This is a genomic window from uncultured Holdemanella sp. (genome assembly GCF_934772795.1).
Taxonomy (GTDB): domain Bacteria; phylum Bacillota_I; class Bacilli_A; order Erysipelotrichales; family Erysipelotrichaceae; genus Holdemanella.
Genome location: NZ_CAKVMR010000002.1, coordinates 33,906 through 47,157, shown reverse-complemented (window position 1 = coordinate 47,157; position 13,252 = coordinate 33,906). Strand labels below are relative to the sequence as shown.

16 protein-coding genes and 1 riboswitch are annotated in these 13,252 nt (G+C 35.0%); of the genes, 15 read left to right on the top strand and 1 reads right to left on the bottom strand.

What is annotated here, in order from left to right; translation table 11 throughout:
• From Q0F04_RS01160 to Q0F04_RS01145, 4 genes are read left to right on the top strand one after another with little or no spacing between them, the layout of a single operon-like run.
• The gene (locus tag Q0F04_RS01160) at positions 1–771 is read left to right on the top strand and encodes a mechanosensitive ion channel domain-containing protein (RefSeq protein WP_295749184.1); all 771 of its coding nucleotides are present in this window, start codon (positions 1–3) and stop codon (positions 769–771) included.
• Positions 768–1,313, top strand: coding sequence for a hypothetical protein (locus Q0F04_RS01155; RefSeq protein ID WP_295749183.1), 546 nt, complete (start codon positions 768–770; stop codon positions 1,311–1,313). The genes Q0F04_RS01160 and Q0F04_RS01155 overlap by 4 nt, the downstream gene beginning before the upstream one ends.
• Complete coding sequence (locus Q0F04_RS01150; RefSeq protein WP_295749181.1) at positions 1,314–1,931, top strand: hypothetical protein; 618 nt, start codon at positions 1,314–1,316, stop codon at positions 1,929–1,931. It begins immediately after the preceding gene.
• Complete coding sequence (locus Q0F04_RS01145; RefSeq protein ID WP_295749179.1) at positions 1,924–3,198, top strand: L-serine ammonia-lyase, iron-sulfur-dependent, subunit alpha; 1,275 nt, start codon at positions 1,924–1,926, stop codon at positions 3,196–3,198. Before Q0F04_RS01150 ends, Q0F04_RS01145 begins: the two co-directional genes overlap by 8 nt.
• On the opposite strand, the gene Q0F04_RS01140 is transcribed toward Q0F04_RS01145, so the two are convergent.
• Positions 3,170–4,201 (bottom strand): LacI family DNA-binding transcriptional regulator, encoded by a 1,032-nt coding sequence (locus tag Q0F04_RS01140; protein WP_295749176.1) that lies wholly within the window; start codon positions 4,199–4,201, stop codon positions 3,170–3,172. The genes Q0F04_RS01145 and Q0F04_RS01140 overlap by 29 nt on opposite strands.
• A gap of 197 nt (positions 4,202–4,398) precedes the next feature.
• Here Q0F04_RS01140 and Q0F04_RS01135 point away from each other — a divergent pair, with 197 nt between their 5' ends.
• The 11 genes from Q0F04_RS01135 (at position 4,399) to Q0F04_RS01085 (ending at position 13,250) form a co-directional block, all read left to right on the top strand.
• On the top strand, positions 4,399–5,829 hold the full coding sequence (locus Q0F04_RS01135; protein ID WP_295749173.1) for an NAD(P)/FAD-dependent oxidoreductase: 1,431 nt from the start codon (positions 4,399–4,401) through the stop codon (positions 5,827–5,829).
• Positions 5,822–7,087 (top strand): NAD(P)/FAD-dependent oxidoreductase, encoded by a 1,266-nt coding sequence (locus tag Q0F04_RS01130; protein ID WP_295749170.1) that lies wholly within the window; start codon positions 5,822–5,824, stop codon positions 7,085–7,087. Before Q0F04_RS01135 ends, Q0F04_RS01130 begins: the two co-directional genes overlap by 8 nt.
• On the top strand, positions 7,084–7,428 hold the full coding sequence (locus Q0F04_RS01125) for a DUF1667 domain-containing protein (protein ID WP_117571766.1): 345 nt from the start codon (positions 7,084–7,086) through the stop codon (positions 7,426–7,428). The genes Q0F04_RS01130 and Q0F04_RS01125 overlap by 4 nt, the downstream gene beginning before the upstream one ends.
• 5 nt (positions 7,429–7,433) lie before the next feature.
• Positions 7,434–7,534: riboswitch (TPP riboswitch) on the top strand.
• 45 nt (positions 7,535–7,579) lie between these two features.
• Positions 7,580–8,170 (top strand): HAD family phosphatase, encoded by a 591-nt coding sequence (locus tag Q0F04_RS01120; protein WP_295749167.1) that lies wholly within the window; start codon positions 7,580–7,582, stop codon positions 8,168–8,170.
• On the top strand, positions 8,139–8,948 hold the full coding sequence (gene thiD / locus Q0F04_RS01115; RefSeq protein WP_295749164.1) for a bifunctional hydroxymethylpyrimidine kinase/phosphomethylpyrimidine kinase: 810 nt from the start codon (positions 8,139–8,141) through the stop codon (positions 8,946–8,948). Before Q0F04_RS01120 ends, thiD begins: the two co-directional genes overlap by 32 nt.
• 266 nt (positions 8,949–9,214) lie before the next feature.
• Positions 9,215–10,105: an Rpn family recombination-promoting nuclease/putative transposase gene (locus tag Q0F04_RS01110; protein WP_295749162.1), complete on the top strand. Its 891-nt coding sequence runs from the start codon at positions 9,215–9,217 to the stop codon at positions 10,103–10,105.
• 109 nt (positions 10,106–10,214) lie between these two features.
• Complete coding sequence (locus Q0F04_RS01105; RefSeq protein ID WP_295749159.1) at positions 10,215–10,532, top strand: hypothetical protein; 318 nt, start codon at positions 10,215–10,217, stop codon at positions 10,530–10,532.
• A gap of 44 nt (positions 10,533–10,576) precedes the next feature.
• Entirely contained in the window at positions 10,577–10,720 is a 144-nt protein-coding gene (locus Q0F04_RS01100; RefSeq protein ID WP_295749156.1) for a hypothetical protein, read from the top strand.
• 96 nt (positions 10,721–10,816) lie between these two features.
• The gene (locus Q0F04_RS01095) at positions 10,817–11,779 is read left to right on the top strand and encodes a type I phosphomannose isomerase catalytic subunit (RefSeq protein WP_117573472.1); all 963 of its coding nucleotides are present in this window, start codon (positions 10,817–10,819) and stop codon (positions 11,777–11,779) included.
• 20 nt (positions 11,780–11,799) lie between these two features.
• Positions 11,800–12,786, top strand: a complete 987-nt coding sequence (locus Q0F04_RS01090) for an A/G-specific adenine glycosylase (protein WP_295749153.1) — start codon at positions 11,800–11,802, stop codon at positions 12,784–12,786.
• Entirely contained in the window at positions 12,774–13,250 is a 477-nt protein-coding gene (locus tag Q0F04_RS01085) for an S-ribosylhomocysteine lyase (RefSeq protein ID WP_117573474.1), read from the top strand. The genes Q0F04_RS01090 and Q0F04_RS01085 overlap by 13 nt, the downstream gene beginning before the upstream one ends.
• Positions 13,251–13,252: the final 2 nt, after the last annotated feature.

The window sequence follows — 13,252 nt, the reverse complement described above, 5'->3', positions numbered from 1 at the left end:
ATGAAATCAATTATTATAGTAACTGTTGTAACGGGTATAGTTTCGATTGGAATCTATAAAGGAATTCGTAAAGTATTATATAAAAAGGATGTCACAAACAAGGCGAGTTTTGCCAGATTAATAAAATATGTTTTGGTTTTTATCAATGGAATGATTTTTCTTGGACAATTTGAACAGACCAAACCTATTATGTCCTATCTTGCTGCATCCAGTGGAGTGGTTGCCCTTGTTTTAGGTGTTGCTGCTAAAGATGCTTTTGGAAATCTATGTAGCGGTTTAATGATTTTAACATTTAAGCCTTTTGTCGAAGGAGATTTGATTAAAGTTAATCAAGGCGAATTGATTGGATATGTTGAAAGTATTCGTTTCCGTCATACAATCATTCGTACATATGAGAGTAATCGAATTATTGTGCCAAACTCAACTTTGAATTCAGCTACGATTGAAAATGCATTTTTTCAGGATACACGAAAGAATAACTATTTAGAAATTGAGGTTTCTTATGGAACGGATATTGATTTGGCGATAGATATTTTAAAGAGTCTAGTTGAAAAAACAATGAAGGAATATGATATTGAGAGTGAGAATCCAATTGAAGTAAAAGTAATCAACTTTTCTACAACCGGTATTGATCTGCGTGTTGTTGTTCCAAGTAAGACAAGTTTGGATGGGTTTGATATGCTCGCAAAGATTCGTTATGAACTTGTAAAAGAGTATGGAAAAGCGAATATTAATTTTGGAAATTATTCAGTAGAGGTAAGTCAATCATGATAAAAGTATATACAGAAGTATTGGGATTTAATAATTTAATGTATCGCTACATGAGTTTACCTAACTCATTATCTTTAGCGGATTTAGCTTATTATACATTGGCATCTTATTTGTCTGAAGAATACGCTGATTTTGTGATTGAAGTGAATGGCATTCCGTTTGTATGTCCAAATTGTGAGGATGAACAATTTAATAAGTTGCCTTGTGCTTCATCGATTCAACCGGATTTCAAGGAGGGAGATTCTTTTAAGATGGTTTATGATCTAGAAGAGCCTTTTGAGATTGAAATTCAAGTTGAAAAAGTAGATGATATAGAAGAAGAGGCTTATGTGATCAATGGTCGTGGCTTTGCGATATGGGATGGATTTAAAGAATTTCAGGACTATTATTATCAGTCGATGGAATTGTTTAAAGAATATGTAGAAGCCAATGAGATGAGTCTTTCGGATTTTCCAGTAGATGAAGATTTAGATATCGTTGAATTGAATAAGGTATTGGAATATAACTTTGAAGAATTAAAAGATGTGTATGAGGGTGAATAGATGAAAGTATATGAAATGAGTTTTCGTGATATGGATCAAAAAATGGTAGAGATCCATGGCATGAAAATGGTTAAGCTTTTAGAGAAGATGGGATTAAAACTAGATAATTTATATGGTGCATTAATGTATGGTTATATCGATCATAATGCGGGTTTTATTTTTGAAATCGTAGCTTTGGAAACAAAGAAACGCAACATTGAATATCGTATTGTACCGATTGGTGTATCGTGCAAAATTCCTCGTTTCGATGTGCAGGAAATGGATATTCAGATTTTGGATAATGTGAATGTGGAATTGTTCCAGGATAAAATTGATATGGTTGAAAAGGCTACAGAAGTTTCTAAAGAATTAGAAGAACTTCGTTTATATAAAGATTTGGATCCATCAAGACATTTAGAGTATCCAGACGATATCATGGTGTATTTTCTAGAAGAAGGAAAAGATCCGGAGGCATGCTGGGTTCGTCTTGAAGGAATACAAGATGGAAAGATGTATGGAACTGTATTAACGGTTTTGCGCCAGGATTTTGGTGTGAAAGAAAAGGATACAATTTATTTTGGTATGACAGAAATGGAAGATCACAAATTGGCGTGTGTATGGGTGAAGGAAGATGAATAAAGAGGATTCATTATATTCAATTTATGTGCAAATATTAAAAGAAGAATTAGTGATGGCTATGGGGTGTACAGAGCCTATTGCGATTAGTTATGCGTGTGCTAAAGCAACACAGGTACTAGATCATTTGCCAGATCGTATTGTAGTTAAGGCAAGTGGCAGTATTATTAAAAATGTTAAGAGTGTTATTGTACCTCATACGAATGGTTTGAAAGGTATTGAAGTTGCAGCAGCAGCAGGAGCTTTATATGGGGATGCGGACGCAAAGCTTGAAGTACTTTCGAGTGCGACTCGTGAACAAATTGAGGAATTGCCTGAATATGTTCAATATACAAATATTACGGTGCAGCATATTGAACAAGGGCATGTGTTTGATTTAGAAATCAATGTGTATTATGAACAAGAACATGCCAGCGTTCGTATTGTAGATACGCATACGAATATTGTGCAGATTGAAAAAAATTGGCAAGTTATTTTTGAAGATAAGACGACGAGTTTAGAACATAAAGCCGATCATAGTGCTTTAATTATGAAACAGATTTGGGATTTTTCACAAACTGTGGATATTGATGACGTAAAAGAAATATTGGATCGTCAAATTACTTGTAACATGGCCATCGCCAATGAGGGAATTCATAATTCGTATGGGGCAAACATTGGCCATGTGATCTTGAATATGGATTCAGATTGTGTAAAGACAAGGGCCAAGGCTTATGCGGCTGCTGGATCGGATGCAAGAATGAACGGATGTGAACTTCCAGTTGTGATCAATTCAGGAAGTGGCAATCAGGGAATTACTTGTTGCGTGCCTGTTGTTGTGTATGCCAAAGAATTAGATTGTACGCAAGAACAATTGTATCGTGCTTTGGTTTTATCCAATTTAACAGCTATTTACATTAAAACAGGTATTGGTACTTTATCAGCATTTTGCGGTGCTGTAAGTGCTGGGGCTGCAGCAGGTGCAGGTGTTGCCTATTTACATAATGGAACTTATAAAGAAATCCAGCATACGATCGTCAACGCATTGGCTATTCTTTCGGGAACGATTTGTGATGGGGCTAAGGCAAGCTGTGCAGCTAAGATTGCTTCTAGTGTAGATGCTGGTATTATGGGATACTATATGTATAAAAATAAGCAACAATTCTATGCAGGTGATGGGATCGTTGCTCATAGTGTGGATGAAACAATTCAAAATATTGGAACACTTGGTTCTCAAGGAATGCTTCAAACGAATGATAAAATCATTGAGATGATGATTTCTTGCGATTAAAAGTAGATAAGCGAATGATTAACTGTGGTTCATACTCCATATGAACGATACGTTTTCGTTCGCTTTTTGTTTGTTCTAAAAGAATATCCACTGCTTCTTTTCCTTTTTCACAAGCACCATGATCTACTGTGGTCAATTGTATTTGGGGAAAATCAGCTTCAGGAATATTGTCAAATCCAGCCACGCTTGTTTTAACGTTATGATCTTTTAAACAAGCTAAGATACCTAAAGCTGTCATATCATTGTTTCCAATATAGGCATCGTATGTATCACTTAAGATTTGTTTCGTTAAACGATACCCGTTTTCATATTCTCTTTTTTCGATGGGGTATAATTCAAACTGTTTAGACGAGTTGAAAAATACTTGTGTATTTGGCACGACACTTTTAACCCCTTCATATCTTTCGTTTCGCCCAATTTCCGTTGTATCTAACGGACTTGATATATACGCAATCTTTTTGTGTCCTAGCTGTTTTAAATGGCTGCCTAATAATTTACCACATTTAAAACTGTTGAGTTCAATGGAATCACAATCAAGATTTTTTGGTTTATCCCCAATTATAATGCACGGTATTTGTTTGGAAAGTGCATTCCATTCATCAATAAATTTTGGGGGATATAGAAGGATGATTCCACATGGTTTCAATAGTTTTAAGTTAGAAAGGGCGTGCTTTTCAAGATCATCTTTACGTAATGTAGAAATAGTAAAGATTTGTGTTTTTGTCTTACTAGCCTGTTCAATGATGCTTGAAACAACCATAGAATAATAGGAATTGGATAAATTGGAACATATTACGACAATCGTATTCTTTGCGTTGGAATATCTTTTTTTAACTTCTGGCTTTTTATATCCCATTTGTTTGGCTGTCTTTTTGACGAGAGTTACTGTTTCTTCTTTGAAAGATACATTCTTATTGTCACTTAGAATCATTGATACAGTAGATTGCGATACATTTGTGGCTTGGGCAATATCGCGTGTAGTTACTTTATTTCTTTTTCCCATAATAAACCTCTTTTGATTTATTTTGATTAATAAATCGATTACTAATCAAATCATTAATCAATATATATTTTAATCTTACACTATTTTATTGGGTTGTCCAGTTATTAATCAATGCTTTGATTAATAAAATAGACTTTTTTACACATTTGAAATGAAATAAAAATAAGTGTATCGTGACTTTGAAAGAGGTGCGAACTATGTACGATTGTATAATCATTGGAGCAGGTATTAGTGGATGCTCATTAGCGTTTGAGTTAAGTAAATATAGTGGAAAAGTATTGTGGTTAGAAAGAAATAATGATGTGGCCGATGAAACAACTAAGGCTAATAGTGCTATTATTCATGCGGGATATGATCCAAAGCCGGATACTTTAATGGCAAAATATAATATTTGGGGGAATAAAATCATTCCTACTTTATGTAAAGATTTGGATGTTCCATGTAAGAATATTGGCTCTTTGGTTGTTGGATTTAATGAAGAGGATGATAAGACCATTGAAATGTTATATAAGCGAGGTATTGAAAATGGTGTTGAAAATCAGCGTATTATTAAACAGCCTGAGCTATCTGTTATGGAACCCAATTTAAATCCAGACTGTACAAGTGCTTTATATGCACCAAGTGCATGTATTATCAATCCTTGGCAGTTTGCGATCGCATTAAGCGAAGTGGCTATTCAAAATGGTGTAGAGCTTCGTTTGAATGAAGAGGTTACGAGTATAAAAAAAGAGGGAGATATCTTTATTGTGAATGATACATATAAAGCTCCATTGGTTGTAAATTGTGCGGGTGTTATGTGTGATCATGTGACTGGACTTATTAAGAAACCCGATTATAAGATTACACCTAATAAGGGTGAATATTATTTATTGGATAAGTCGCAGGGAAACTTGGTTCATCATGTGATTTTCCAATGTCCTACAAAGATTGGTAAGGGTGTATTGGTAGCTCCTACAGTCGATGGAAATTTGATTGTGGGTCCTACAAGTACAAATACAGATGCGGATGATTATGCGACAACGTCTGCAGGATTAAAAATAATTCGTGAAAATGCGGTTAAATCTGTACCGAATATGAAGCTTCAAGAAAATATTCGTACATTTGCAGGTTTGCGTGCAAGAAGTGATACAAAAGATTTTATTATCGGCGAAGATAAAGATGTACATAATTTCTTCTCGATTGCAGGTATGGCAAGTCCAGGTTTAAGTAGTGCGAGTGCAATCGCATTAGACATTGTGAGAATGATGCAGGAAAAAGACTATTTCTTAAATTTAAAAAAGGATTATGTTTCTACAAGAAAAGTAGTTCGCTTTAAAGAATTGTCGCATGAACAAAGAAAAGAATATATTGAAAAACATCCTGAGTATGGTCGTATTATTTGTCGTTGTGAAACCATTAGTGAGGGAGAGATCATTGATGCGATTCGTCGAAGTCCAAAACCAGTGAGTTTAGATGGAATCAAACGTAGATGTAACGCCGGCATGGGAAGATGTCAGTCAGGGTTCTGTGGACCTAGAGTACAAGAAATTCTAGCTAAAGAGTTGGGTGTTAGTCAGTTAGATATTGTTTTGGATAAGAATGGTTCTTATATTTTGTGTGGAAGAACAAAGGAGAATGGCGATGAATAATAAGTATGATGTAGTAATCATTGGTGGTGGTCCTGCTGGTCTTGCCAGTGCAATCGCCGCAAGACAAAATGGTGCCAAGTCCGTTTTGATTATTGAGCGTGATAAGGAGCTTGGTGGGATTTTAAATCAGTGTATTCATAATGGCTTTGGCTTACACCACTTTAAAGAGGAATTAACAGGTCCTGAGTATGCAGGAAAGTATATTGATGAAGTTGATAAAACAGATATTGATATCTTATTGGATACAATGGTAATTGAGATTACGCCAGATAAAATGGTGTATTGTTCAAGTAGTATTCATGGATATTTAATGATTCAGGCTAAATCTATTATTTTAAATATGGGTTGTCGTGAAAGAACGCGTGGTGCAATTGCGATTCCAGGTACTAGAGCTTCGGGTGTATTTACGGCTGGTGCTGCACAGCGATATGTGAATATTGAAGGGTATATGCCTGGTAAAAGAGTTGTGATCTTGGGCAGTGGTGATATTGGTTTAATCATGGCTCGAAGAATGACTTTGGAAGGCGCAAAAGTCTTGGCTGTTGTTGAGGTAATGCCATATTCAAATGGTTTGAATCGTAATATTGTTCAGTGTCTACATGATTATGATATTCCATTGTATCTAAGCCATACAATTACGGATATTGTGGGTAAGTCTAGAGTGGAAAAGGTTGTTGTTTCAAAGGTGGATGAAAATAGAAATCCAATTGAAGGAACAGAAATGGAATTTGATTGTGACTGCGTCTTATTGTCGGTTGGATTAATTCCGGAAAATGAATTATCAAATGGATTAGGTGTTGAAATGGATAGTAGAACACATGGCCCTGTTGTATATGAAAATATGGAGACTTCTATGGATGGTGTATTCGCATCAGGCAATGTAGTGCATGTGCATGATTTAGTGGATTTTGTAAGTTCTGAAAGCGAAAAGGCTGGAATGGGTGCAGGTCAATATGTTTTAAATGGTGAAGTATCTAAAGAGAATGTTGTTAGAACGGTAAATGGAAATAATATTTCGTATGTAGTTCCACAATATATTCGTAAGGATAATGTAGAAAAAAGTGTTGAGCTTTCTTTCCGTGTGAGAAGACCTACGCAACAGGTAAATGTTGTCGTGAAGGATGGAGATACTGTAATTGCGAAGTTTAAAAAGGAACATGTGATTCCAAGTGAAATGGAGAAGGTATCAATTCCTAAGGTGTTGCTTGAAAAGGCAAATAGAGAATTGGTTGTATCTGTAAAGGAGGATGTACAATGAGAGAGTTAATTTGTATAACATGTCCTAAGGGTTGTCATTTAAAGGTGGATGAAGAAAATGATTATAAAGTAACTGGAAATGGTTGTCCTAGAGGTGCAATCTATGGAAAGAAAGAGTGTACGCATCCAACTCGTGTTGTGACAAGTACTGTGAAAATTGTGGGTGCTGAGATTGAAAGATTGAGCGTGAAAACTAATGGGGATATTCCAAAGGAAAAGATCTTTGATGTGATGAAGGAATTGAACCGTGTGGTTGTTAAGGCACCAGTACATCGTGAAGATGTGATTGTTCATGATATTTGTGGTACGGGTGTTGATTTAGTTGCGACGAAAGACTTATAATATTGCTGTTAAAAAAGGGGAGCTTTTAGGCTGAGAGTAGGTTTGTCCTAGACCCTATAACCTGATTTGGATAATGCCAACGTAGGGAATATATCTTTTTTGATAGTGAGCTGCAGATTGGTTTTCTGCAGTTTTTTTCTTGGTGGAGAAAATGAATTATTCTATTTTTGATGTGGATGGAACAATACTTGATTCAATGGAAGTATGGAATACTTTGGCAAGTCGATATATACGTAGCTTGAAAAAAGAACCAGAAGAAAATCTTGATGAAATTGTTTCAGAAATGAGTTTAGAGCAGAGTGCAACGTATTTAAAAAATTATTATAAAATCAATAAATCAGAAGAAGTAATTATTTCAGAGGTATTGCATCTTATATCGGATTATTATATGTATGAAGTGAAACTTATGCCTGGATTTAAAGAGTTTATTTCAAATTATGATTCAGTCAATGTGATTGGTACTAGTTGTGATGAAGAGCTTGTAAAAATCGCGTTGATTAGACTTGGTGTTCTAAATTATTTTGAAGATATTATAACTTGTTCAAAGGTGAATAAGTCAAAGGATGATCCGGATTTTTATTTGGCTTGTGCAGGTGTTTTAAAACAAAAGCCAAAAGATATAGTTGTATTTGAGGATGCAGACTATTGTATAGATGTGGCAAGAAAAGCTGGATTTAAAGTGGTTAAAATAAAAGATTGGAGAGATTTAGATGAAAAGTGCATTGACGATTGCGGGAAGTGATTCGAGTGGAGGAGCAGGAATTCAAGCAGACATTAAAACTATGTGTGCTAACCATGTGTTTGCGACAAGTGCGATTACGGCATTAACAGCGCAAAACACATTGGGAGTAACGGGTATTATGGATGTAACACCTGAATTTTTAGGGGAACAGTTAGATGCGGTATTTACGGATATTTATCCGGATGCCGTTAAGATTGGGATGGTTTCAAGCTCCAAATTGATTGAAATGATCGCAAAAAAATTGAAAGAATATAAGGCAGAAAATATTGTGGTCGATCCTGTAATGGTTGCGACAAGTGGTGCCAGATTGATTAGTGAAGATGCGATTGAAACATTGAAAAAGGAATTATTACCTTTGGCAACTTTGATTACTCCAAATATTCCGGAAGCAGAAGTGCTTTCTGAAATGGGGATTACGGATGAGGCTAGTATGGTTGAAGCGGCTAAAAAAATCAGTGAAACTTTTGGGTGTGCTACTTTAGTTAAGGGTGGGCATCAAATTAATGATGCGAATGATTTATTGTATAGAAACGATTCGTATACTTGGTTTAAAGGTAAACGTATCCATAATTCAAATACACATGGTACAGGTTGTACTTTGTCGAGTGCGATCGCATCAAATCTTGCGAAAGGATATGATTTGGATGCTTCGGTAAAACGAGCAAAAGGTTATATTTCAGGTGCATTAGGGGCAATGCTAGATTTGGGCAAAGGCTCAGGTCCTATGGATCATTCGTTTGCGATAGACAATGAATATACAAAAGAATATGAAGGATAATAAGAAAACCATTCTAGCTGGCGTGTAGAATGGTTTCTTTTTGTTTATTATTTTTAGGAGAGAGATATGAATATTGGTTTATTTCTATATTTATTGCCTTATCTTTAAGGCACTTATAGAATATCATTCCATGTTGTCATAATTTTCTTATAACTTTGGTAAATCTTGTGAAATCGGATTGAATTATGTGAAATTGTCAAAATATGCATTTTTTCTAAAAAAACCTCCAAAAAAAACGTTTAAGAATATGGAGGTGATGAAATAATATGAACAAAACCAAAGATAAAACAATGAAGGAGTTTCTAGAAAACAATGCCTATTTTGTCGACTTCTTTAATGCCTACTTCTTCGATGGTCAAAAAGTTCTTAAACCAGAGAATTGTGAAGAACTTGATTCTGAGATGAATGATGCGAATATGGATTTAGAAAAACATGTGGATGTGATTCGTAAGTACAATGATGGAAATCTTTATAGTGCATTCATTATTGAGAATCAAAGTCGTGTGGATTATTCAATGGTTGTAAGATCGGCTGTATATGAGTTTGTAGCTTATGAGCGAATGTTAAAGAAGTTAAAGAAGAATAGGAAAGATGAGAAACTTCCAATGGTGCACATTCTTGTATTTTATACAGGCGAAAGGCCTTGGAATGCGGCTAGACAGCTTTCTGAACTTGTAGAGGTGGATGAAAGGTTTAAATCTTGTTTCCATGAATACAAAATGAATCTGATTGAAATCACGGGAAATACTTCATATAATTTTAATGAAGAAGACGTGTATAATTTATTCTACATATGTCGAAGTATTTATGATCAGTCGATTTATGAAGGAGCTACAAAAGACTTTGGCCTTGTAAAGAGTAGTGTATTAAAAGTTGTCAAGACATTGACGGATGTAGAATGGCTGGATTTAGAAGAATTAGAGGAAAAGGAGGCGATTTATATGTGCGAAGCAGAAAAGAGATGGCTGGAAGTAAAGTCAAAGGAATGGGAAGCTGAAGGAATAAGAAAAGGCATTGAACGAGGCATTGAACAGGGTGTAGAACTAGGACAGGTTCTTTTGTACAAGACTATGATAAAGAATGGAATGAGTGTCAATGAGATTTCTAAGGTTTGTTCAATATCTGTTGAGAGCCTAAAACAAGTATTAAATAATTGACAAGAGGAGAAGAATCTCTTCTTTTCTTATGTGCATAATGTTAAAGAGATGAATATTCTAGTATTCTATACAGGGAAAGGTCAATGATTTTGGACTAGTGAAAAGCAGTGTGTTAAAAGTGGTCAAGACATTGACGGATGTAGAATGGCTGGATTTAGAAGAATTAGAGGAAAAGGAGGAGATTGCGATGTGTGAAGCTGAAAAAAGATGGCTAGAAGTAAAGTCAAAGGAATGGGAAGCTGAAGGAATAAGAAAAGGCATCGAACAAGGCATAGAACAAGGAATTGAACAAGGTATTGAACAGGGTGTAGAACTAGGACAGGTTCTTTTGTACAAGACTATGATAAAGAATGGAATGAGTGTCAATGAGATTTCTAAGGTTTGTTCAATATCTGTTGAGAGTCTAAAACGAGCATTAAGTAATTGATATGAAGAGAAAAATCTCTACTTTTCTTATATGTATAATGTGAGATGTATCAAACGATGGTAGACAAGGAATTCAGCATTACAAGTATCGCATTCATCTTCTCAGTGAGTGAAGAATCGATTGAAAAGCGTAAATATATGCATGATTTAGACATGCAATTTGTATGGATGATATCGTTTAGATTATGATATTTAGTCTTGATACAGACAATGTTTATTGGTTGTGAATAAGTAGACAAGGCAAAAATTACTGTCTATAATAGAGCTAGAAGTGAGGTACATAAAATGTCAATTATTAAGTTAAATCCAGCATTTAAAGACTACCTATGGGGTGGTACTAAACTAAAAGAAAACTATGGTAAAAAAACAGATATGGATCCAGTTGCGGAGAGCTGGGAATTGTCTGTGCATCCAGATGGTCCAAGTATTGTAGCTAGTGGCGAATATGAAGGCTTGTCTTTCCCTGAATATTTGGAGAAAAAAGGAAAGTGTGTTTTAGGAACAAAAGGAAATACATTTGAATTTTTTCCAATCTTAATTAAATTTATTGATGCCAAACAACCATTATCGATTCAGGTTCACCCAGATAATGAATATGCACTTCGTGTTGAACATGAATATGGTAAGACTGAAATGTGGTACATCTTAGATTGTGAACCAGATTCATTTTTATATTTTGGTGTAAATAAAGAAATTACTAAAGAAGAGTTTGAACGTCGAATTCAAGATAATACTTTATTAGATGTGTTAAAAGCTGTTCCGGTACATAAGGGAGATGTTTTCTTTATTAAGTCGGGTACAATTCATGCGATTGGTGCTGGTATTCAGATTTGTGAGATTCAACAAAATTCAAACACAACATATCGTGTTTATGATTTTGGACGTGTTGGAAAAGACGGAAAACCTCGTGAATTACATATTCAAAAGGCAATTGATGTTTCTAATTTAAGCCCAATTGAATCGGATTTCAAACCATGTGGTCCAGAAGAAAAGAATGGGGATTGTGATACTGTTCGTTTGGCAACTTGCGAATACTTTACAACATATGAATCTACGTTGAATGGTACAACTACACTTCATGTTGATGATGAAAGCTTTGGTTCTATCTTGTTGATTGAGGGTAGTGCGACAATTGAAAATAATGGTACAACTTTAGAAGTAAATAAAGGCGATTCTGTATTTATTGATGCGAATAGTGGTGATGTAAAAATCACAGGAAACTGCCAATGGATCTACAGCAGGGTTTAATTCCCTGCTTCTTTTTAATTATGAAAGAATTTCAAAAAGATTTAATCGACTGGTATATTAAAAATCATCGTCCTTTAGAATTTCGCTTAAAGAAAGATTCCTATGAAATATGGATTAGTGAGATTATGGCCCAACAAACTCGCATCGAGGCTATGCTTCCCTATTTTAAAAGATGGATACAACAGTTGCCAGATATTGAGAGCGTCGCCAAATGTGATGATGAAAAGTTAAATAAGCTGTGGCAAGGATTAGGCTATTATTCGCGTTGTAAAAATATTAAGAAGTGTGCCATTGAATGTGTTGATAAATATGGTGGGAAATTGCCTCGTACAAAAGAAGAATTATTAAAACTCCCTGGAATTGGTCCATATACTGCAGGAGCTATAGCTTCCATTGCGTATGGGCAAAGAGTGAGTGCAGTCGATGGAAATGTGATTCGTGTATTTTCTAGGTTGTATAATATTTGTGAGGATGTTACTAAGACAAGTGTGAAAAAACAGATTGAACAGTTAGTAGATGAAAGTCTTCCTTCCAAAGAAGAGATTTCTTACTATAATCAAGCGTTGATGGAACTAGGAGCACTTATTTGTATTCCCAAAAGTCCAAGGTGTGATATTTGTCCAATCAAAACATATTGTGAAGCTTCAGATCCTGCTTCTTTGCCTTATAAACCAAAGAAAAAGGCACGTAAAATCGAGTATAAACATGTATACATTTGGATGTATCAAGATCGAATTCATGTTGTAAAAAGAGCAGATACAGGCTTGTTGGCGGGACTTTATGGTTTTGATGAAATGAAACCAGAATATATTATAGAAAGTATTGAACTAGAACCTTATATACATATTTTTTCACATGTAGAGTGGCATATGGATGCAACGTTGTGTATAGTAGATATGGAAGATTCAAATTATAAAACAATTGAAGAAATAGAAGAGCATATCGCTTTACCGAGTGCGTTTATGCCGTTTATGAAACAAGTAAAGGAGTATTTATGGAAAAAGTAGAAATTGAAAGTTTTACTTTAGATCACACTAAAGTAAAAGCACCTTATGTGCGTTTGATTAGTGAAGAAAAAGGACCTCATGGAGATATTGTATCCAATTTTGATGTTCGCTTATGTCAGCCAAATCGACAAGAGATTCCAACCGGAGTTATGCATACTTTAGAACATTTGTTCGCATTATATCTTCGTCCAAGAATTTCTGGCTATTTAGATTGTTCACCATTTGGATGTCGCACTGGCTTCCACCTATTAGCATGGGGAAAACATTCAAGTAAAGATGTTGCGATTGCTGTAAAAGAAGCATTGGAACTCATCACAACTACAGAATGGGAAGATGTTCCTGGTACAGAAGAAAAAGAGTGTGGTAACTACAAAGATCATTCTTTGTTTGGTGCTAAGGAATGGGCAAAAGATATTTTAGAGAAGGGAATGAGTTGTGACCCATTCGAAAGAAAAATTGTGTAAGA